At 63.4% G+C, this 20,742-nt stretch carries 16 protein-coding genes; 5 read left to right on the top strand and 11 right to left on the bottom strand.

The genetic code is table 11. From position 1 onward, the window contains the following. Positions 1 to 46: 46 nt before the first annotated feature. The 8 genes from AB4037_RS09485 to AB4037_RS09450 all read right to left on the bottom strand — a co-directional run bounded on the left by AB4037_RS09485 (position 47) and on the right by AB4037_RS09450 (position 13,572). On the bottom strand, positions 47 to 1,582 hold the full coding sequence (locus AB4037_RS09485) for a bifunctional metallophosphatase/5'-nucleotidase (RefSeq protein WP_441771335.1): 1,536 nt from the start codon (positions 1,580 to 1,582) through the stop codon (positions 47 to 49). A gap of 332 nt (positions 1,583 to 1,914) precedes the next feature. Next, the gene (locus tag AB4037_RS09480; RefSeq protein ID WP_434955029.1) at positions 1,915 to 4,677 is read right to left on the bottom strand and encodes a hypothetical protein; all 2,763 of its coding nucleotides are present in this window, start codon (positions 4,675 to 4,677) and stop codon (positions 1,915 to 1,917) included. Next, the gene (locus tag AB4037_RS09475) at positions 4,674 to 5,783 is read right to left on the bottom strand and encodes an SIR2 family protein (protein WP_441771334.1); all 1,110 of its coding nucleotides are present in this window, start codon (positions 5,781 to 5,783) and stop codon (positions 4,674 to 4,676) included. Before AB4037_RS09475 ends, AB4037_RS09480 begins: the two co-directional genes overlap by 4 nt. Before the next feature lie 434 nt (positions 5,784 to 6,217). Further along, positions 6,218 to 7,027 (bottom strand): MBL fold metallo-hydrolase, encoded by an 810-nt coding sequence (locus tag AB4037_RS09470; protein WP_434955031.1) that lies wholly within the window; start codon positions 7,025 to 7,027, stop codon positions 6,218 to 6,220. 118 nt (positions 7,028 to 7,145) lie between these two features. Further along, a complete protein-coding gene (locus AB4037_RS09465) occupies positions 7,146 to 8,495 on the bottom strand; it encodes a virulence factor family protein (protein ID WP_434955032.1) in 1,350 nt (449 codons plus the stop codon). Beyond that, positions 8,495 to 11,164 (bottom strand): bifunctional lysylphosphatidylglycerol flippase/synthetase MprF, encoded by a 2,670-nt coding sequence (gene mprF / locus AB4037_RS09460; RefSeq protein WP_441771333.1) that lies wholly within the window; start codon positions 11,162 to 11,164, stop codon positions 8,495 to 8,497. The genes AB4037_RS09465 and mprF overlap by 1 nt, the downstream gene beginning before the upstream one ends. A gap of 200 nt (positions 11,165 to 11,364) precedes the next feature. Continuing rightward, complete coding sequence (locus AB4037_RS09455; protein WP_441771332.1) at positions 11,365 to 12,276, bottom strand: sugar kinase; 912 nt, start codon at positions 12,274 to 12,276, stop codon at positions 11,365 to 11,367. Positions 12,277 to 12,384: 108 nt separating this feature from the next. Further along, positions 12,385 to 13,572, bottom strand: a complete 1,188-nt coding sequence (locus tag AB4037_RS09450; RefSeq protein ID WP_441771331.1) for a pyridoxal phosphate-dependent aminotransferase — start codon at positions 13,570 to 13,572, stop codon at positions 12,385 to 12,387. A gap of 196 nt (positions 13,573 to 13,768) precedes the next feature. Here AB4037_RS09450 and AB4037_RS09445 point away from each other — a divergent pair, with 196 nt between their 5' ends. The 3 genes from AB4037_RS09445 to AB4037_RS09435 all read left to right on the top strand — a co-directional run bounded on the left by AB4037_RS09445 (position 13,769) and on the right by AB4037_RS09435 (position 17,248). Next, complete coding sequence (locus tag AB4037_RS09445; RefSeq protein WP_441771330.1) at positions 13,769 to 15,571, top strand: IlvD/Edd family dehydratase; 1,803 nt, start codon at positions 13,769 to 13,771, stop codon at positions 15,569 to 15,571. Positions 15,572 to 15,788: 217 nt separating this feature from the next. Further along, positions 15,789 to 16,496 (top strand): DUF2865 domain-containing protein, encoded by a 708-nt coding sequence (locus AB4037_RS09440; RefSeq protein WP_441771329.1) that lies wholly within the window; start codon positions 15,789 to 15,791, stop codon positions 16,494 to 16,496. An 89-nt stretch (positions 16,497 to 16,585) separates the two neighbouring features. Further along, positions 16,586 to 17,248 carry a GNAT family N-acetyltransferase gene (locus AB4037_RS09435; RefSeq protein WP_441771328.1) on the top strand — a complete coding sequence of 221 codons (663 nt, stop codon included), beginning with the start codon at positions 16,586 to 16,588 and terminating at the stop codon, positions 17,246 to 17,248. Positions 17,249 to 17,297: 49 nt separating this feature from the next. Here the strand turns inward: AB4037_RS09435 and AB4037_RS09430 are convergent, their stop codons facing one another. Next, entirely contained in the window at positions 17,298 to 17,747 is a 450-nt protein-coding gene (locus AB4037_RS09430; RefSeq protein WP_441771327.1) for a group II truncated hemoglobin, read from the bottom strand. Positions 17,748 to 17,903: 156 nt separating this feature from the next. Beyond that, positions 17,904 to 18,569 carry an O-methyltransferase gene (locus AB4037_RS09425; RefSeq protein WP_441771326.1) on the bottom strand — a complete coding sequence of 222 codons (666 nt, stop codon included), beginning with the start codon at positions 18,567 to 18,569 and terminating at the stop codon, positions 17,904 to 17,906. 92 nt (positions 18,570 to 18,661) lie between these two features. Between AB4037_RS09425 and AB4037_RS09420 the strand changes: the two genes are divergently transcribed. After that, complete coding sequence (locus AB4037_RS09420; RefSeq protein ID WP_434955041.1) at positions 18,662 to 19,294, top strand: TetR family transcriptional regulator; 633 nt, start codon at positions 18,662 to 18,664, stop codon at positions 19,292 to 19,294. 178 nt (positions 19,295 to 19,472) lie between these two features. Next, a complete protein-coding gene (locus AB4037_RS09415; RefSeq protein WP_441771325.1) occupies positions 19,473 to 19,931 on the top strand; it encodes a GNAT family N-acetyltransferase in 459 nt (152 codons plus the stop codon). Positions 19,932 to 19,938: 7 nt separating this feature from the next. On the opposite strand, the gene msrA is transcribed toward AB4037_RS09415, so the two are convergent. Next, entirely contained in the window at positions 19,939 to 20,637 is a 699-nt protein-coding gene (gene msrA, locus AB4037_RS09410) for a peptide-methionine (S)-S-oxide reductase MsrA (RefSeq protein WP_441771464.1), read from the bottom strand. Positions 20,638 to 20,742: the final 105 nt, after the last annotated feature.

Here is a 20,742-nt window from a genome sequence, read left to right as displayed (position 1 = left end):
TTCGCCTCGACCCTCCCCCTCCAGGGGAGGGTAAAGAGTCCTCGCCTCAGCTCTCCACCTTGATCCGCCCGCCGACGCCGGTGGTGACGGTGCCCTTCTCGCGCAGATAGACCATCACCTCATTGGCGAGCAGCTTGCCGTCGGTCTCCCCGATCAGCACGCGCCCGCGGCCGAGCGCCTCATAGCCGTCGCCGCCCGCCAGCAGAAAATTGTTGGAGGCGACCTTGTAGCGCCTGACAGGATCGAGCTTTTCGCCGTTGACGCTGACCGAGGCGATGCGCGCGCCGACGGGCGCCCTGGCATCCACCACGATGGCCAGGCCCGAGACCTGCGGGAAGCGGCCGGCATAGTTCTGCAACTGCGAGACGCCGTTTTCGAGCGCGGCCTTGATATCCGCGCCCTTGAGCTCGACCAGCACGGTAGTGTTGCCGAAGGGCAGTTCGGAGAGGATGTCGCGGCGGGTCAGCCGGGCGCCGGCCGGATAGAGCTTGTTGGCACGGATGCCGCCGCCATTGGTGATGGCGCAATCGGCGCCGGTGCGGGCGCGGATGGCATCGGCGATGAGATCGCCCATGGCGGTTTCCTGGGACCGCACGCTGGCGGTGCGGCTGTCGAGCTCGACGGCGGTGGTGGCGATTTCAACGTCGAGTTCGCGCGACAGCTCGGCCTCGAGCTTGTCGACGGCGGCCTGCACCTCAGGATCGGGCTGCACCGACAGGCTGTCATGTACGCGAAAGCTCGGCAGCCAGGCGAGCTTGCGGCTCTCGCCTTCGCCGCTCGCCGTCACCACGAAATCGATGGCGGTGACGAAATTGCCCTCTTCGTTGGACTCGACCATCACCGTGCGCCCGTCATAGGTGATGGCAAGATCATGGTCGTGGCCCGTCAGCAGCACGTCGACCAGCCGGGAGCGCACGATCTGGTTGTCCATGTCGCGATCGGTATGGGCGACGCAGACGATGAATTCGGCGCCGGCCTTGCGCAGGATCGCCACCTCCCGCTTCAGCGTCTCCAGTTCGGGCGCGAAGATGAGGTCGCCGCTCTGCGACATCTGGGGCGTCGCCGCCAAAGCGAGGCCGGTGACGCCGACCTTGATGTCGCCGAGCTCGTGGATCGAATTGTCCTTCATGCCGGGGATCGGACTGCCGTCGGCCCGGCGCATATTGGCGCCGTAAAAGGCAAAGTTCGCCTCGGCCATGTGCTTGAAATAGACCTCCGTGCCGAAGTCGAACTCGTGATTGCCGGGCACGAAGATGTCGGGCCGGATCATGTTGGTGAGGGCGACGATGTGTTCGCCCTGGTCGAAGCCCGACATCAGCGAGGGCGAGAAGCAATCGCCGGCATGGCAGAACAGCATGGGCACGCCGCGGGCGCGCTCGGCCTTCACCACTGCCGCGAGCTTGGCAAAGCCGCCGCGGCCCTTGGTGTCGCCGGCCTTGTAGATGTCGTTGACGAGCAGCAGAGAGAAGGTGGTGCCCGCCGGCGCCGCCTCGGCGGTCTCGGCCGCGTCCGACAGCATGGTGACGGAGAAGCCGGCGGCAAGGCCGAGGCCCAGCGTCTGGCGGCGATTGAGGCGAGGCATGGCGGGTATCCCGAAAGGCGGTGGAGGAGGGAGGGTTCCACAGGGATGTGACGGGGGCAAGTCGCGTGGGCGGAAGGATTGGAGGCAGTCAGCTATCGAGCGGAATGAAGGGGAAGCTGATATTCAGTTTGGTAGACTGGCCTTACCAGAAGGTTGCTTTCACGCACCAAGCCGGAATGACTGCATTGGGGTGGTTTCCTGCCTGTCCGCTTTTGGGTACGGAGCTCGGCAAGCGGCCATTCAGGTAGCCGCCGCACATCGACCGCGAAGCGCTCCCACCCAATTCAGAACGGCCGGTAGCAGACACCAATTTTCTGTCTGCCAGTGTTTTTCTAGCGCCGAGCCGCAGTCGCTAGGCGACGGAAGACTGCGCTTGTAGAAAGTGTAGGATCAACCTTCAAAATTTGATCCAATGCATCGGTAAGGTCGTGAGGAATGACAGCTCCTTCTGACGTACCGACTGTGAGATCAAGCAGCTTCAAGAGAGCTCGCGCCTTTGCTGCGTCATTGATGACAGCGAGCTTTTTTGCTTCGCCTTCGTCGCCATAAAGGCCGTAATTGAGCATCGACCAACAATCGAAGGGCACAAGAAAGCGGGTGATTGTGTCCACGGCTTCGGCGAATGCCTCGCCTGATGTCGCGGGAAGATCAGCAAGCGCGCTGCTGACCCCAGGCGTCACCAGCGACCGCTCCTGCGGCCAAACCTCGCGAAGGAACGGCGCAGCGCTTGAACGAAAGAGGGTTGCTGCGGTTGCGGGGGCCACTTGCTCTTCGCCATCCTCTGGCGCGTTGGTTACTCCCTTCGCTGAGAGTTCACGAACGAATTGCTGAATCGCATTTGCCGCTGATGCGCGCACTTCATCCTCCAGCGTTCGTAGCATCTGCTGAATGCGTTGGTTAGGTACTGCAGGCGCACGGCCCTCGCGGAAAGCGTGAAGGGATTCGATCACGAGACTGAAAACCAGCCTGCGGCGCGTTTCCCGACCCAGCCGGCGATCATTTGCGCGTTCGGCCATCGCCGCGCCGATGCTTTCCAGGACTTTGGTGAAGTGCGGGCGTCTTGCAACGGCTCGCCATAGCGCCAGCGCGGTGCCATCATCCTTAAGCAACGGCTCGATGAGATGTTCCTGTGCCCAATCGGGGTCAGCGTGAAGGAAGTGAGGCAGGTATTCGATCAAACGGTATCGCACGAGCAATCCGCTCCGACCATCGGTAGCGATCAATGTGTCGCGCATCTGGCGCAATCCGCTCCCGTCATGAAATGGATTCTGCGGACCTACGTGCGTTCGCCAAGCTGCAAAGAAAACACCTGTAAGCTTCCCTGCAGGCGTATTCAACGCCGCGCTTCCGTCCCGATCATTCTCGTTGCCTTTTGCGTCAGCAATAACCGTCAATTCTTCATCGCTGTTCTCTTCAGGCCCGTGGTTAGTTGCGTTTACGGCGATAGGCCAAAGACGAAGCCAGATCGGCAAGGCTAGCGGCAACTTAGCGGCGTACTTCTCCCAGGCATCCAGCCAAGCACAAATTCCGTCGATCGAACTCGAAAACGTTGTGTCGGATAGCTGGTTCAGCAGGCCGAGAACCCTGCTAGCCTCTCTGCCCAGTTGCGCATCCTGTGCAGCATCGCCTTCCTGCTGGCGCGGTCTATGCGCCCAACCAAAGCGGTTCCAGACCTTCGGGAAGTCATCGCCGCCGTTATTCGTGGTCTCGAAGTCAGCAAGTACCTCGTCGGCATTGCCCTGCTGGTTGATCCAATCATTTGCGCGTTCCGCAGGGTCATCATCCCAGCCACGACGCCCGGTTCCCAAGGCTGCTTCGAGCGCCTTCAGCCGTTCGACGCCTGAAACCATTTCGAATTTCGCATCCGGTTTCGCTTCACGACGAGTAATGGTAACCCCTCCGGGAAAACCTTCATCGATTGTCATCTCCGCGAGTTCAGCGAATTGCGCCGTCCGAGCATCAAGCCAAGTCTTGGCTCGATCTGGTAAGACACCTCTGCCGACTTCGATGCGCCGTAGTTCCCGCAAGGACCAAAATAGCCGCGCATTCTTTATCTCCGCGGCATCCACCTTCTTCGGCCAATGATGCCGTGGAGGGCCTTTCTGAATCCTAGCCACGATGGCGTCTTGTGCTTCTGCGTTCATGTCGCGGAAGCGGACGGCGCGAAGCTCCGCGATTTCCGGGAAGCCTTGCACATCCCAAAACCGATCCTGATCAAGGGCAGTGAGGAAGGCCGACACCCCATCAGTGGGGGTGATCTGTTCGTTCCGAGACATCGCAGCCCACAAACGAAGATGCACCGGCGAGCTATTCAGCCTCCAGCGCCGAGCAAAGCTCCGCGCAGCAGCGAGGTCAAGTTCAGAAATCCTAGCGACGACGGCATGCAGGAGTTTCACTGACGGCGCGATGCCATGGTGGTAGGCGTCTGGGTCACCATCCTCGCGCGCTCTTGGGGCGTCAGCCACGTAGTACGCGCGTCCTAAGTCGCCAAGTTGCCATAGGCGCCTTTGTCCATCCCATCCCAGCCTGCGAGCAGTATCGAGGCCGTGATTGACCGCGGCTTCCAGCGCATTGGCGAGCGACGTCAGAAAAGCGACATCATTGAGGTTAGCCAGTTCGAGTACATTCAGATCAACCAGATCTCCGCTCGTCAGGCCGGCGGACAGGATGTGCTCGACCATTTTCGGCTTGCGCGGTTTCTTGATGTAGGTCCATCGCCACGCATCAATTGGCTCGACTTTGAGTCGCGGTGCAACGAGATCAACAATTGCCGCGATCGCCGCACCCGACCGATCTCCTGCCCGTAGCCGCTTCTGAATGCCGTAAATGGCAGTTCCGTTGTGTCCGTCCGAATGAGGCGCTGCCCAGCTTTCTTCGATCAGCCGCCATGCCGAGGCCCATGGTTCTGCAAGATCGCGCGCACTTGGGCCGGTCAATAAGTCCTCAACCGCGATGCGCTCGACTCGCTGCCCGGGTCTGAGTTTCAGAGCCCAGTCGATTGTTCCTTGCTCAGCAAGGCGCTTGTTCAGAAACGCGATTATCGTTCGGAACGTCTCGCGGTCTTGCGGGTCAAGATAAGCCCAGGGCCGGATCATGGCTTCCGTCCCCGCTCGGCTTCAGCGCAAACCTTTACAACTGCATCGAGCCAACCGATCTCTGCCTTCGCGTCGGAAATCAGCGCTGAAAGACGCACGCGTTCGCCTGCGTTGCTTCTTCGGAAGAAATGGTCAAAAAGGTCGCGGTCAGAGTCCTTAGACGCAGACCGCGGTACTGTTACAATTCTTCGCAGTTCGGCATCGACAATTTCTTTCTTCCCATTGATTGCAGACAAAGCAGCCCATCGTTCTAGGGTTGTCCTTAGCGCGTTGTGGCCGTTCGTTGAGTCGTAGTGGATCGGCGTGATACCGCGCCCATTCCAGTCCGCAAGTGCAACCGCGTCCGGCGAGCTCGTGCCGAAAAAAGTGAAGCGCTCCTTCAAGTCGTCAAAACGCTTGCCGTCTGCTGCGACCGCATTGAGCAGATAACGCATAGGCGGATCGTTGGCGCTGTAGCCGACCAGCACCAAATGATACAGGCGCGCGGCATCGTAGATGAAATCTGGAACAACGCGGCGGCGCAGATAGAACTCGCCGAAATCCTGATCCGATAGAACGAGTTCAGAAGTTCTTTCCGGCCTCTTGTCCAGCGCGCCATGGATATGGAGAACACCAGAGAACTCAGAATTCCGCGATGGCCTCGGGATCGAGCCGAGCGAATAGGTCTCAACCGGCGACCGAAGGCGTTGGGCGGCGATTTGAAGTAGCAGATCGAAGTTTGTTGTCACGATGGTTTTGGCTCCGCCGCGATCGGCAAGGGCTATGAGCGCCTTGTGGATCGCTGCTGGGCTTGCTGCACCCGAACGCAGGATTGCCGCGACTGTCCGCCTCACTTGGCTATCGCCACTTGTCTGATCGTCAAGTCGGCGCTCAAGCATGCCGAGGACAACATCATAGTCCCCGAAGATGAATCGCTTCACTTCAGCTGTCTGCCGATCCGTCAGGCCAGCACAATTGGCCTGCCACTGGTTGCAAACTCCCGCTGGCAGCCCCTTTAAGATGCTGTGCGTCGAAGCATCGAGTTTGGCGTAGACATCGAGAACAAGTTGACGAAAATCCGGAAGTCCTGCGGGCCGGGAGATACCTGCACCGCAAATGAACAGCACTTCTCCGCGCGCATGAGACAGAAGGAGCCGCTCCGGTATTACGGGGAGCCCAAGGCCCAATTGTATAACTCTATCCTCTACAGCGGTATTGGCTGCCACAGCCTCTAAGCCTTTAACTCACGAATCATTTTCTTCATTCTATTTTCCTGTTTCCTGATTGAACAGTTAACTTCTGCCTGTCGCCCTCCGGCCTCATCAACCCAAGAAGCCAGTACCTATGCGAATGACAAGGTTCAGGCAGCGGCAGCGAGTATCCCGAACGACCGCAGCGGGGTCGGTTGCTGAACGGCGGCTATCTTCGTAGTGGCCCCAAGAGCCGACGGTCTGCTCTCGGCCCCAATTTGAATGTTTCGGGGCTCGCATCCAAATCGTCGTTCCAGAGGGTGAATTGGTATGGCGGCAACGCCTCTCTCTTTGCTTGCCGCTTGCCGATACTACAAAGGCTCGAAACGGAAACCCTTTTCCGCGCGTGAGAGGCGGCCGACGCCGGGCGAGTCGAGATGGGCCCCTGCAACGCAATAGCCATTGTCGGCGGCCAGGGCCATGAGGTGCATGCGGCTTTCGCGCGCCTGTTCCTGGTCGGCGTCGAACTCCCAGGTCAGCTCCGGCCTGTCGAATTGAAGCGATGGCACGTGGATGGTGTCACCCCAGATCAGGACCGTATCGCCCTCGCTGGTGACGCGAAAACACGTATGGCCGGCCTCGTGGCCGGGAGCAGCCAAGGCCTCGATACCAGCCCCCAGGAATTGCCCCGGTTCGAAGGGTTCCGCTCTCTCGTGGAACCGTTCGAGCCTGGCCTCGTCCCGGAACAGGCCGAGTTCCTCGCGGGGTACGAAGAGACGGGAGAGGTTCGGGAAGGCATCCTCGCCATTGGGCAGAATGAGCCCGTGAATATGATCGAGATGCGTGTGGGTAAAGGCGACGGTCTGGATACGGTCGACGGCAATGCCCGCCTCGTGCAGGGCTTGAGGCAGAAAGCCCATGCTCGGGTGCCAGGCGTTCGATGATCCGCTGTCGATCAGCGTAACCGCCTCGCCGTCATCGATGGCGAAGGCGTTGACCGATAGCCTCAGTCCGCCCTCGACGAGATGAAGCTGTGGCGGCAGGTCGGGGCCGAAGGGGCGGTCGCCCGGCTGGCGCAGCCGGGTGACGGGCATGTCGACATAGCCGTCCCGGAGGGAAATCAACGCCAAGCGACCGAATTCATAGGCGGCATGATGCTCGCCGGCGGCAACGCGCTTCATCGATGTCTCCTGTCAATGTCGCCCTCTCGCATGGCGTCGGGCGTTGTGCCGCGATACGACGAGCAGCCGTTCCAGCGTGCCAGGGAGCCTGGAGATGGGCGCTGGCCGATGTTCCCAGCTACTTCTTCAGCCGATCCAAAATCGCCCGGGCCACCGGCTCGTAATTGCCGTCGAAATGGTGCCCGCCCGGCCGTTCGATCAGCGTGGCCTTGCTCATTTCGGGGAAGACGCAGGCGGTGCCGTTCTCGACCACTTCCTCCTTGCCGTAGAAGCACATGGTCTTTTCGAAGGGCAGGCTGGGCAGATAGGGCTTGAGGTCGACGTCCGAGGAGGAGGCGACGCCGAGCCAGCCGGAGACCGAGATCTCGAAATCGGCGGTCGGCTCCAGGCCCAGCATGGCGAGCAGGTTGATCTTCTTCTGCATGGGCGGCGGCAGTTTCTGCCAGACGAAGGGGATCACGTCCGCGCCCAGCGAATAGCCGATGATGGCCACGCGCTTGGCGCCCCACAGCTTGGTGTAATAGCCGATGATGCGGGTGAGGTCGCCGGCGATGACATCAGGCTCCTTGGTGCTCCAGAAATAGCGCAGCGAATCGACGCCGACCACGGCGACGCCTTCCTTCTGCAGGATCTCGCCGATGGTCTTGTCGATGTCGCGCCAGCCGCCGTCACCGGAGATGAAGATGGCAAGGCCCGTCGGCGGGCCGGAGGCCGGCAGCTCCACCAGAGGCAGGTCGCTGAGTTCCTGGTTGGGCGGCGCGCCCATCTCGACGGCGGCTTTCACCACGGCATCGACAACGGCGTCAGCCCCGCCGTCGGCGACGACCGATTGGGCATCCTTGGTGCCGGCGACGAAGGCCTGCGTCGTCGGATCGGGGGCGGCGGCGCCGACATAGGTCCAGCGTCCCGGCACCTTGGCGAGCGGCTTGTACTGCCATTTGCCGTCGGCGGCCTTGGAGACCGGCGCGCCTTCGCACATGCGCAGCTTGGAGGCCATCTCGTCGGAAAAGCCGGTGGAGACGGCACCGGCGGCGGTGTTTTCCGGGGCCTGGGCGAGATTGATGTAGGCGAAGGTGCCGCCGAGCGTGCCGAGGCCGACGACCACCGGCCAGCGCCAGGTCTGCATGCCCAATTGGCGCTGGGCCTCGCGGGCCGAGTCCTCGATGTCGCCGAAGGCATAGTGGCAATCTTCCTCGTCGCCCTTGGCGAGGCCGTCGATGAAGGCCTGGCTGTCGATCAGCATCACGGCGGCGCCCTGGTCCACCAATTTGTCGGCCACGGCGCGGTAGGCCGGCGTGAGCCCGTCCTTGTCGGAGAGCAGGGCGACGAATTTGGTGGGTTCCTCCTCGGGGGCCAGCACCGTGACGGTGCCGAGGACCTCCTCCTGCACCTTGACCTCACGCGGGGCCGACAGCGCCGATGCCGTGGAGGCCAGCAGGGCGAAACAGAACAAGGCGATGCGGCGCATCAACTGGCCTCCTCGGGCAAAGCGCGTCTCGGGCTCGAAGCGATCAAGCCGGTAACATCCATGAGAATCTGCGGTAGGGCCAGCCCCCCCGGAAAGGCAAGATATTTCGGTCGCCAATCCGGCTTGAACTTGTCCTTATAGGCCCTGAGGCCTTCGAAATTGTAGAAGCGGTCGCCGCGCTTGTAGACGAAGGAGCCGATGCGGCTCCACAGCGACGCTAGGCGGTGGCGCGCCAGGCCGGAGAGCGGCGCCATGCCGAGATTGAACCAGGCAAAGCCCTCGCTTTTGGCCTGGGCCAGAAGGCCGATGAACAACAGGTCCATCATGCCGGCCGGGCCTTGCGGCAGATAGCGCATCAGGTCGACCGTATATTCCTGCTTGTCGGCGCCGCGCCAGATATTGGCGAAGGCGACGATGCGCCCGTCCTGGCGGATCACGGCCTGGTCGTAGCGCCTGATATAGTCTGAGGACCAGAAGCCGAGCGAAAAGCCCTTTTCTTTGTTGCCCTTCTCCTCGAGCCAGGCGTCCGAGACTGCCTGGAGCTCGCCGAGGATGGCGTCGACTTCGGCGGCCGGCACGATCTCGAAGGAGGCGCCGGAGCGCTCGGCCTTGGCGCGGGCCTGGCGCAGGCGGCGGCCCTCGCTGCCTTCGAGCGTGAACTTCGTCAGGTCGACCCAGGCTTCCTCGCCGAGCTTGGCGAGCGAAAAGCCGGCGTCGAGATAAGCAGGCAGATGGCCAGTGGTGACCTGGTAGAACACCGGCGTGCCGCCATTGCGGTCCACCAGTTCCTTGAAGCGCCAGACCATGGCGTCGACCTCGTCCTCGGGCGCGACGGGATCGCCCATGGCGATCCAGCTTCGCCCCTGCACGCCATACATGGTGAAGCCCTTGCCGCTGGCCGACAACAGGAAGCGCTTGTCGCCGAGCAGGGCCAGGTGCGCATCCGAGCGGGTGGAATCGCTGATCAGGGGCACCAGCGTTTCCAGTTCCTCGGGCGTCGCCGGATCGAAGGCGGCGCGGCTGGGATGCATCAGGATATAGGCAGCGATGCCGATGGCGACCACGGCCATGGCCAGCGTGGCGCGCAGGAAGCGCGGGGCATCGGCGTTGTAGGCGAAATCCCACCACAATTTGTGCTGGTAGTCGACATTGGCATAGACGAAGAAGCCGAGCCAGACGGTTGCGCCCACCGCCACGAGACAGGCGATGATCCATTCGAAGGAAGGCCGCACCGAGAACAGATCGGCCTGCCGATAGAACTCGTCCCTGTAGAGCACCAGCAGCCCGGCGACGATGCTGCAGATGATGGCCTCCTCGACATCGAGGCCCTTGAACAAAGCGGAGACGGCGCCCGCGATCAGCAGCAAGACGGCCAGCCGCTGGGCATTGGCCATGCGCCGCACCAGGCCATAGGAGACGATCAGCAGCACCAGGCCGGCGATGCTGGCTGCGAGCTGCGACACCTCCAGGAAGGGTAGCGGCACCAGATCGCTCAGGATATCGATGCGATAATGTTCTTCGGGCGTGGCGCTGGAGAACAGCAGGATGACGCCGCCGATGAACACCGCGACGCTGGCGATGCGCGGGATGATCGGCCGGGCGATCGCATGCACCGTCTTGGCGATCCGGCCCACCGAATGCTGGCGCTGGCGGATTTCATAGGCGCCGAACAGCACGCAGGCGATGGCGAAGGGAATGACGTAGTAGACCAGCCGGAACAGGATCAGCGAGACCAGCATGTCCGCGGCGGGAATCTGCGGCTGGGCCAGGATCAGCGTGGTCTCGAACACGCCGACGCCGCCCGGCACATGGCTGATGACGCCGAGCACGGTGGCGATGGCGAACACCACCAGGAAGCTGACGAAACCGGCGTCCGGACCGGCCGGCATGATCAGCCAGAGCGCGCCGGCGGCGGCCACCGTATCCAGCAGGCCGACCAGGATGGCCCCGAGCGTCGCCTGCGGGCCGGGCAGGGGCATGGTGTGCTCGCCGATGCTGATCGTCCGCGGGCGAAGGGCCGAGATGATCAGCCAGAGCGCGACGCCGCCGATCACGGTGAGGCCGATGGCGAGGTTGAGGCCGGGCGCAAGCCCGTCCAGGGGCGCCAGCACGGAGGGCTGGAACAAGAGGCAGACCGCCGCGACGGTGGCGATGCCGAGCCAGAAGGTCAGCGTCGTCAGGGCGCCCACGGCCAGGATCTGGCTCGGTTTCAGGCCATGGGCCTGGTAGAGGCGCCAGCGCACGGCGCCGCCGGTCAGCACGCCGAAGCCGAGCGTATAGGTGAAGGCGTGGCTGATGAAGGAAGTGAAGGCGATCGCCGGCAAGGGCACCTGCCGCGCGCCGACATGGCGCAGGGCCAGCAGGTCATAGCCGATCAGGGCGCCATAGGAGAGCGCGGTGGCGACGAAGGCGAGCGCGACCTGGCTCCAGGCGATGCGGGACACCGCATTGCTCACCTCGGACCAGGTGATGCCGGCGAAAATCTGGTAGAGCGCGGCCGCGGCGATGGTGAAGACCACCAGCCCGACCAGCAGGCCGGCCTTGCTCCAGTCGATGTGCTTGAGCAGGCCGGTCTTCGGGCGCTCAGCCGTTGGGATGGCGGCCGCCGAGACCTTGGGGCCGTCGTCGCGCGCCACGGCGCGGTCGAGCGAGCCCACCACTTCAGCCATGCCTTGTTCCCGTTTCAATGCGATTGTCCCAGCTACTGAATCGTTTCTATACGATCAGAGCCTCCTGTCAGCAGTAGAACGGGTTCGAAGTGGCCACCGTGCCCGGTATCCACTCCTGAATTGTTCAGTCTAAGATCAGGAGACGGGCCGTTCATGCTGACAGAAGATGGCATTCCAACGGCAGTCGCGTGAAATATGGGTCACAATCCGGCCATCGCCTCGGGGGGAATGATGGCGCCGCGATGGGTGATCACGCGCGCGGCGAGCCGGTGGCCCTGCAGCGCCGCCTCCTCGTTGGAGCGCTCGCGCCGGCGGGCGGCAAGATAGCCCGCGTTGAAGCTGTCGCCGGCGGCGGTGGTGTCGACAGGCGAGACCGCCTGCGGCACCGGAACGTGGCCATCGGTGCCGTCCCGGCGCAGGAAGGCGCCGTTGGTGCCGTCCTTCACCGCGATTTCGCCGATGCCATGGCCGGCCAGGCGCGTGAGCGTGTCCTGCGGCGTGGCATCGCCCCACAGCGCCTGCTCGTCGTCGAAGGTCGGCAGCATGATATCCACCAAGGGCAGGAAACGGCCGAAAGCCTGCCGGGCCCGGGCGGGATCGCCACCCCAGCCGCGCGGACGGTAATTGCCGTCGAAGGCGATGCTGGCGCCGCCGGCCTTGGCCCGAGCAAGGACTGCGCCGAAACGCTCGAGGCCCGCAGATGTATAGAGCGACAGCGTAATCCCGGAGAAATAGACGATCGCGGCGGTTTCGATGCGGGCGATCAGCGCCTCGGCCTCTGGGAGCTCGAACAGGCTGCGCGCCGGCGCACTGTCGCGCCAGTAGTAGAAGCGTCGCTCGCCCTTGGCATCGGTCTCGATGACATAGAGCCCCGGCACGCGGCCGGCCAGGCGCGGCACGCCGGCCATGTCGACCTTCTCGCTGGCGGCCAGGTCCGAGATCGCCTGGGAATAGGGGTCGTCCCCCAGCGCCGTGGCATAGGCGACGTCGAGCCCGAGACGGGCCGCATAGACGGCGGTGTTGAAGGTGTCGCCGCCATAGCCCAGCGACATGCCGTCCCCGCGGCGCGACAATTCCACCATGCATTCGCCGATGGCGACGAGATCAGTCATATCGTTTTCCTTGCGGATTGCGGGGCGGCGGCCAAAGCGTTTTGCGATTAGACGGAATCGCCTGGAACCGCAAAGCCGCAATAGCCAATCCGTTGGCTTGGCTGGGGCTTACACGCCCGCTCCCGGATTGGCGCTGAGGAACTCGCCCATGCGCGCCAAAGCCCGCCTGATGTTCTCGGCTGAGTTGGCGTAGGACAGCCGGATATAGCCCTCGCCATATACGCCGAAATCGGGCCCGCCGATGGTGGCGACGCCGGCCTTCTCCAGAAGGGCGGAGGCGAGGGGCTTGGCCTTCCAGCCGGTCGCCCGGATGTTGGGGAAGGCATAGAAGGCGCCCTTCGGCACCACGGAGCTGACGCCGGGCAGGCCGTTGAGGCCATCCACCACGATCTTCCGGCGCCGGTCGAACTCGGCGACCATGGCATGCACCGCATCCTGCGGGCCGGTGAGGGCGGCAAGCCCGGCCCATTGCGCGCTGGCATTGACGCAGGAATAGGAATTGACCGCCAGCTTGCGGGCGGCATCTCCCCAAAGCTTCGGCCAGAGCGAGAAGCCCATGCGCCAGCCCGTCATGGCATAGGTCTTGGACCAGCCGTCGAGCAGGATCAGGCGGTCGCGGATGGAGGGATAGGTCAGCAGCGAGACATGCTGCAGGCCGTCATAGCTCATCTGGCTGTAGATCTCGTCGGAGAGGATGGCGACATGAGGATGGGCCTCCAGCCCCTTCACCAGCGCGTCGATCTCGGCCTTGGGCGTGACGCCGCCGGTGGGGTTGGCCGGCGAATTGAGAATGAGAAGGCGGGTGCGCGGCGTGATCAGCGCCAGCGTCTCGGCGGCCGAAAAGGCGAAGCCGTTCTCCTCGCGGATCGGCACCGGCACCGGCGTGGCACCGGTGAACTCGATCATCGAGCGATAGATCGGAAAGCCGGGATCGGGATAGAGGATCTCCGACCCCGGCTCGCCGAACATCAGGATGGCCATGAACATGGTGACCTTGCCGCCGGGCACCACGATCACCTCGTCGGGCGAGACGGCAACGCCGGTGCGGTGCTCGACATCGGCGGCGACAGCTTCGCGCAGCGGCAGGATGCCCGTGGCCGGCGTATAGCCATGATGACCGTCGCGCAGCGCCTTGATGGCGGCCTCGACGATATGGTCAGGCGTGGGAAAATCAGGCTGGCCGATGCCCAGATTGATGATGTCGCGCCCCTCGCGTGCCAGATCCGTGGCCCTGGCAAGGACAGCGAAGGCGTTCTCCTCGCCGATGCGGGAAAAGGCGGGAACGAGATCGGGCATTTGGGTCATTCCATTGCGGCGGGATGTCGGCTGAATTGCATTGCTAGCACCAGAATCACGAAACTGGGAATCGGCAATCGGCCGCATGAGCTTTGCCGTTGCGAATAGTCTGACAAAAGTGTTAACTCGTGAAGTAGAGCGTAAATGCTGTCCGCGGTAGAGCGCGGGCGGGGCACGAAAGACAGGGAGGCTTGCCATGGCTGACACCAAGAACAAGACGACAAGATTGCGGTCGCAAGCCTGGTACGACAATCCGGACAATCCGGGTATGACCGCGCTCTATATCGAACGCCAGCTCAATTTCGGCCTGACCCGCAAGGAATTGCAGTCGGGCAAGCCGATCATCGGCATCGCCCAGACCGGCTCGGACCTTTCCCCCTGCAACCGCCACCATCTCGTGCTCGCCGAGCGCGTGCGCGAGGGCATCCGCGAGGCGGGCGGCATCGCCTTCGAATTTCCGGTGCATCCGATCCAGGAGACCGGCAAGCGTCCCGGCGCCGCGCTCGACCGCAACCTGGCTTATCTCGGCCTGGTCGAATTGCTCTACGGCTATCCGATCGATGGCGTGGTGCTGACCATCGGCTGCGACAAGACCACGCCTGCCTGCCTGATGGCCGCGGCCACCGTGAACATCCCGGCCATCGCCCTGTCGGTCGGCCCGATGCTCAACGGCTGGTGGCATGGCGAGCGCACCGGTTCGGGCACGGTGGTCTGGAAGGCGCGCGAGATGCTCGCCACCGGCGAGATCGACTACGAGAACTTCATGGACATGGTGGCCTCCTCGGCCCCCTCGACCGGCTATTGCAACACCATGGGCACCGCCACCACCATGAACTCGCTGGCCGAGGCGCTCGGCATGCAGCTTCCCGGTTCGGCCGCCATTCCCGCGCCCTATCGCGAACGTCAGCAGATTTCCTACGAGACCGGCAAGCGCATCGTCGACATGGTGCATGAGGACCTCAAGCCCTCCGACATCATGACGCGCGAGGCCTTCGAAAACGTCATCGTGGTCAATTCGGCCATCGGCGGTTCCACCAATGCGCCGATCCACATCAACGCCATCGCCCGCCATATCGGGGTCGAGCTCGACATCCGCGACTGGCAGACCGTCGGCCACAAGGTGCCGCTGCTGGTGAACCTGCAGCCGGCCGGCAAATATCTCGGCGAGGACTACCAGCATGCCGGCGGTGTGCCGGCGGTGGTCAACGAACTGATGAAGCACAAACTCATCCACGAGAATGCGCTCACCGTGAACGGCAAGTCGATCGGCGAAAACTGCAAGGACACCAAGATCGAGCTGCCCGACGTGATCCGCAGCTTCGACACCGCGCTGGTGCAGGATGCCGGCTTCATCGTGCTCTCGGGCAATTTGTTCGATTCGGCGATCATGAAGACCAGCGTGATCTCCAAGGAATTCCACGACCGCTATCTCGCAGATCCCAAGAACCCCGGCGCCTTCGAGGGGCGGGCCATCGTGTTCGAAGGGCCCGAGGACTACCACCACCGCATCGAGGATCCGGCTCTCGGCATCGACGAACACTGCATGTTGTTCATCCGCGGCACCGGGCCGATCGGCTATCCCGGCGCGGCGGAGGTGGTGAACATGCAGCCGCCGGCCGCGCTGATCAAGCGCGGCATCACCTCGCTGCCCTGCATCGGCGACGGGCGCCAGTCGGGCACCTCGGGCTCGCCCTCCATCCTCAACGCCTCGCCGGAAGCAGCCGCGGGCGGCGGTCTCGCGATCCTGCAGACCGGCGATCGGGTGCGCATCGACCTCAACAAGGGCGAGGCCAACATCCTGATCTCCGACGAGGAACTGGCCAAGCGCCGGGCCGATCTCGCCGCGGCGGGTGGCTTTCACTATGCGCCGAGCCAGACGCCCTGGCAGGAAATCCAGCGCGCCATGGTGGATCAACTCGGCGACGGTATGGTGCTCAAGCCCGCAGTCAAGTATCAGAGGGTCGCCCAGACCTATGGCATCCCCCGCGACAATCACTAGTTGGTGACAAAGTGTCACCGACATGATTTTGACGGGATGCTCGCATAGAAGACGGGGCCGGTCGTTGCCGGCCCTTCCCAAGTGGGTTCCTCCTGATCGAGCCACAGGCTCGATCAGGAGGAACCCACGGGATTTCAAACGCTTGCGGAATTTCCCGATATTGCTCATTCGTGAGTAATATCGGGAAATTCTGTTTGGACCTGCCAGGACCCGTGCCATGACCTTGAAACGCCTTGCCGCTCCCCTTGCCGCCGGATTGCTCCTGACGGTTGCCGTGGGTGGCAGCGCTCAGGCTGGCCTGTTCGATTTCCTGTTCCGGCCCCGCCAGGAATCGCGGCCGGCGCCAGCACCTGTGCCTCAGCAACAGCAACAGCAACAGCAGCAACGCGCTCGTCCGGCACCCGCGCCCGTGGTCAGCGCGCCCAAGGCGCGGGGCTACTGCGTGCGCACCTGTGACGGCTATTATTTCGCCACCGGCTTCATCCGCTCCCAGCGCGACGAGGACATGCAGAGCTCGATGTGCGAAGCCTCGTGCTCGGGCGGCCAGATGGTGCTCTACAAGGCCAGCGGTTCCAATGACGGCAGCAATGGCAACACCAAGCCGGCGATCGAATCGGCCGTCGACAGTGCAGGCGCGCTCTACACCGCGCTGCCCACCGCTTATGCCTTCCGCGACAGCGAAAACCCGGCCTGTACCTGCCAGTCCAATGCGCGTGGTCTGCCGCAGATCCCGATCTCGGTCGATCCCACTTTGCGCAATGGCGACATCGTGGTGATGCCGGATGGCCTCAAGGTGTTCCGCGGCGCTGGCAATGTGCCTCACCCCGATACGGATTTCAGCTCGGTCGCCTCCTCCAAGGCTCTGTCCGGCGTAGTGCGCCAGCAGGTGCTTTCGCTTGAACAACGCATCGCGCCGCCGCAATAATGCGATCATCTGATCATTTGATCGTTGGGGTGATGGATCGGAATCGGCACGGGCCGCTTTCCTGATCGCGTAGGCGCGAAGGACATTCGATGGACTTGTCGACTTGGAAGGGCGTGCCGCGCCCGGAGCGCGTCGTGCTCGATGGACGTTATACCCGCCTGGAGCCACTCGATCCGGTGCGCCATGGCGCCGATCTCCTGCATTCGGCCCAGGAGCCGGGGGCCGACGGGCGCTTCCGCTACCTGTTCGAGGGCGTACCGGGGAATGCCGCCGACTTCTCGGCCTGGCTCGACAAAGCGTCCTCGACGGCGGATCCGATGTTCTTTGCGGTGATCGACAGAGCGAGCGGCAAGGCCGAGGGCCGACAGGCGCTGATGCGGATCGAGCCCGTGCACGGCGTCATCGAGATCGGCAGCATTCTCTGGGGGCCGGCGATCGCCCGCACGCGGGTGACGACGGAAGCTCTCTATCTCTTCGCCCGCCATGCCTTCGAGACGCTTGGCTATCGGCGCTTCGAATGGAAGTGCCACAATCTCAACGAACCGTCCAAGCGGGCGGCGACGCGCTTCGGCTTCACCTTCGAGGGCGTCTTCCGCCAGCATATGGTGGCCAAGGGCCAAAACCGCGATACTGCCTGGTTTTCGATCATTGACGGCGAATGGCCACGTCTCAAGGCGGGCTACGAAGCCTGGCTGGATCCAGCCAATTTTGACGCTCAAGGTCAGCAGAAGAGCAAGCTGAGCTTCGGCTGAAGGCTTGCCGGGCGGAAATGGTCCGATTCAAAATCGGGCTCCTTAGTCGCTAAGGTGGATTCGAGCCCGTTCCAGCTTCGATTTCTTCGTCACGATTGCGCAGGGGATTGACGTCGTGCACCAGGCGGGCTGCGGTCGCGAGAGCGGTCATCGCCCTCTTTTTCACCTCCGGGGGTAAGCCGGTCTGGTCGAACGCCTTGTCCATGCTGCGGATCCAGATGTCGCGCGTCTCGGCTGTCACGGCCACATGGGCATGGATGGCCCTCACATCCGAATGGCCGTGAAACTCGACATAGAGACGCGCTCCCCCGAAGAAGCCCATCAGGAAGCGGGTCTGCTCGACGCGGGAATGAGCGACGCCATGGCCGTCGAGATGCAGCATGTGGAGTGCGGCCGCCGCCGGATCCTGCTCGACGATGTCGTAAAACAAGTCCACAAGCCGGGAGATACCGTCTTCGCCGCCCAATTGCTGGTAAATGGAGGGACGCTGCTGTTGCATCGTTTCGACCTGTCGAGCGCTGCACGGGTTGCGTCGACATCGTGATGGCAATGTGCCGGCTCGGCAATCTGCCATCACGTCGCGGTTGGCAAGGGCCGGAAGTTCGCCTCCAGCTCCTTGCAGCGTTCCTGACGCCTCGCAGCGATGGGATTGGGCTCAGCCAATCCGCATCGAGAGTTCGACATCCTCGCCGAAGGGGGTCGACAGATAGCCTCGGGCCGGCGAGCGCACGCGGGCGAGATAGTCGGGGCTGTAGTCGGCATTGTCGGCAATGATGAGGGCGCCAGGCCTGAGCCGGCTCTCCACCAGATCGAGGATCTCGGGGTAGAGGGCCTTGGCGCCGTCGAGCAGGACCAGATCGATCGCCTCCGGCAGGCCGATGCTCAGCGTGCGCAGTGCATCTCCCTCCCGGATTTCGACGAGATCGAGAAGACCGCCGGCGGCAAGGTTTTGCCGGGCCCGTTCCACCTTGGACGGCTCGAACTCGCTGGTGATCAGACGGCCGCCGCCATTGTCCCGCAGCGCCGCGGCCAGATGCAGGGTCGAGATGCCGAACGAGGTTCCGAATTCGACGATCGTCTGCGCCCGGCAACTGCGGGCCAGCATGTAGAGCAGCAGGCCGGTTTCGCGCGAAACGGCGAGCGGCAGGTCCTTCAGCCGGCCATAAAGGTCGAGATATTCGGTCTTGCTGTGCATCAGGCGCTCGCGTTCCGGGCGGGAGAGCTCGGCCACGGCGGGGATCGCCGCCGGCGAGGTGGCGTCGGCCTCTTCGAACAGGCGGTCCAGCAGGAGCGCAAGCGGGGCGGCGGTCAGGGTGGTCATGGCAGGCTCCGGTTTGGGAAAACGCATTCTTGCGCCGGACTAGAAATACGATTAATTCGTCGCGTTCACTATTCGCATTGGCCTGCATCCCGATGACCGATCGTCGAAGCTCTTCTGTTTCCTTACGAAAACAGCCTCGGCAGACCCGCTCGACCGAGCTGGTCGCCGTCATTCTGGAGGCTGCCATTCAGGTTTTGAGGAAGGAGGGCGCTCAGCGCTTCACCACGGCGCGGGTGGCCGAGAAGGCCGGCGTCAGCGTCGGTTCGCTCTATCAATATTTCCCCAACAAGGCGTCGATTCTCTTCAGGCTCCAGAGCGACGAATGGCGGCAGACGACCGAGTTACTGCGCGCCATCCTGCAGGATGGCGACAAGCCGCCGCTCGAAAGGCTGCGTGTTCTCGTCCATACCTTCATCCGCTCGGAATGCGACGAGGCCACGGTGCGCGGGGCGCTCGACGATGCTGCGCCGCTCTACCGTGACGCGCCCGAGGCGGAGGCAGCCAAGGCAGCGGGAGACGGCATCGTCGAGGCCTTCATGCGGGAGGCTCTGCCGAAGGCTTCGGAAACGACACGAACCTTGGCCGGGGACCTGATCGCCTCTACGCTGAGCGCGGTCGGCAAGCAATTTTCGGAAAGCCCGCGGACGCCGGCGGAGATCGAGGCCTATTCCGATGCCATGGCCGACATGGTGTGCGCCTATCTCGAACGGTTGATGGCGAATTGAGGAGGAGCCCGGGAGAGCCGACAATCCCGGCGAGGCTTCGAGGGCGGATGAACGTCCTTGCTTTGGAACCTCTTGCGGGTCGGCATCGATTGCGCGAATGCTCGATCGGGCGGATTCGGATGTGCATCATCGCCGGTCCCCCTCGATCCCCGATAGCTGCACGATTTCGAGCCTCGTCATGAAATTTCGTCGCGCCGCCAGAACCGAGATCCCTGCGATCACCGTCCTGCAGCAGGCGGCCTATGCTCCCTTGAAACAGCGCATCGGCATATCCCTGCCGCCGCATGATGCGGATTTCATGGCCCTGTTCGAGGCGATGGAGATCTGGGTGTCCGGTTCGTCCGAGGCCCTCGAAACTGCCCTCATCGTCGAGCCGAAACCCGATCATCTGCTGATCTGGAGCCTTGCCGTGGCCCCTGCGCTCAAGGGCCGTCGCCTGGGTTCGGCCCTGCTCGATTTTGCCGAAGACCGGGCCCGGCGCGACGGGCATAGGCTCGTGCGGCTCTACACCAATGAGCGCTTCACCGAGAATGTCGCCTGGTACCAGCGGCGCGGCTACACCATCGAGCGGGTGGAGGAACGCCCCGATCGCCGCATCGTGCATTTCAGCCGCGACGTCACGGCTCTTGTTCCGTAGTTCGGCCTCAGCGGCCGGCTACCAGGACCGGGTCGCTGCGATAGACGGACGGGAAGAGCTGCCGGAGGGCGGCGACCTTGGGCAGGTCGTTGATGACGATATAGGGCTGGGTCGGATGGCGGGTCAGGTAATCCTGGTGATAGGCCTCCGCCGCAAAGAAGCCCTGCAGCGGCGCGATGCGCGTCGCGATCGGCCGGGCGAAGGCCTTGGCACCGTCGAGCTGGCTGACATAGGCGGCGGCGATGCGGGCCTGTTCCGCGCTGGCGGTGAAGATCTGCGAGCGGTATTGCGTGCCGCTGTCGGGACCCTGCCGATTGAGCTGGGTGGGATCATGCGCCACCGAGAAATAGATCTGCAGGATCTGGCCGTAGGAGATGAAGCGGGGATCGAAACGGATGCGCACCGCTTCGGCGTGACCGGTCGATCCGGTCGAGACGGTGTCGTAGGTGGCGGTGTCGGCCGTGCCGCCGGCATAGCCCGAAACCGCCGAGGTGACGCCTTTCACATGCTGGAACACGCCCTGCACGCCCCAGAAGCAGCCGCCTGCCAGCACCGCTGTTTCCGAGCCTGCTGTCGATCGGGTGTCGAGGCCGGGGGCGGCGACCCTGCGCGGCGATTCTTCGGCGTTCGATGCCGAGAACCACAGGCCGGTGCCGAGGCAGGCCGTAAGGGTTGCCGCCAGGATCAGGATGCCGCGTCGTTTCATCATCGTCCTCCACTCGAGCAAAACGCGTTTGAGCGTGAACGCTCATTTGCTCTAGCTCCTTGTTTCCGAGCCAATCCAAAGGATTGGCTGGAGCGTCTTTGCGAT

This window comes from Labrys sp. KB_33_2, from assembly GCF_052114505.1.
Classification (GTDB): Bacteria; Pseudomonadota; Alphaproteobacteria; order Rhizobiales; family Labraceae; genus Labrys.
This window is presented reverse-complemented; position numbering and strand designations above follow the sequence as displayed.

Coding starts and splice junctions, on each gene's coding strand:
- AB4037_RS09485 (WP_441771335.1), bottom strand. CDS start 1,582: ATGCCTCGCCTCAATCGCCGCCAGACGCTGGGCCTCGGCCTTGCCGCC.
- AB4037_RS09480 (WP_434955029.1), bottom strand. CDS start 4,677: ATGATCCGGCCCTGGGCTTATCTTGACCCGCAAGACCGCGAGACGTTC.
- AB4037_RS09470 (WP_434955031.1), bottom strand. CDS start 7,027: ATGAAGCGCGTTGCCGCCGGCGAGCATCATGCCGCCTATGAATTCGGT.
- AB4037_RS09465 (WP_434955032.1), bottom strand. CDS start 8,495: ATGCGCCGCATCGCCTTGTTCTGTTTCGCCCTGCTGGCCTCCACGGCA.
- mprF (WP_441771333.1), bottom strand. CDS start 11,164: ATGGCTGAAGTGGTGGGCTCGCTCGACCGCGCCGTGGCGCGCGACGAC.
- AB4037_RS09455 (WP_441771332.1), bottom strand. CDS start 12,276: ATGACTGATCTCGTCGCCATCGGCGAATGCATGGTGGAATTGTCGCGC.
- AB4037_RS09450 (WP_441771331.1), bottom strand. CDS start 13,572: ATGCCCGATCTCGTTCCCGCCTTTTCCCGCATCGGCGAGGAGAACGCC.
- AB4037_RS09445 (WP_441771330.1), top strand. CDS start 13,769: ATGGCTGACACCAAGAACAAGACGACAAGATTGCGGTCGCAAGCCTGG.
- AB4037_RS09440 (WP_441771329.1), top strand. CDS start 15,789: ATGACCTTGAAACGCCTTGCCGCTCCCCTTGCCGCCGGATTGCTCCTG.
- AB4037_RS09435 (WP_441771328.1), top strand. CDS start 16,586: ATGGACTTGTCGACTTGGAAGGGCGTGCCGCGCCCGGAGCGCGTCGTG.
- AB4037_RS09430 (WP_441771327.1), bottom strand. CDS start 17,747: ATGCAACAGCAGCGTCCCTCCATTTACCAGCAATTGGGCGGCGAAGAC.
- AB4037_RS09425 (WP_441771326.1), bottom strand. CDS start 18,569: ATGACCACCCTGACCGCCGCCCCGCTTGCGCTCCTGCTGGACCGCCTG.
- AB4037_RS09420 (WP_434955041.1), top strand. CDS start 18,662: ATGACCGATCGTCGAAGCTCTTCTGTTTCCTTACGAAAACAGCCTCGG.
- AB4037_RS09415 (WP_441771325.1), top strand. CDS start 19,473: ATGAAATTTCGTCGCGCCGCCAGAACCGAGATCCCTGCGATCACCGTC.
- msrA (WP_441771464.1), bottom strand. CDS start 20,637: ATGAAACGACGCGGCATCCTGATCCTGGCGGCAACCCTTACGGCCTGC.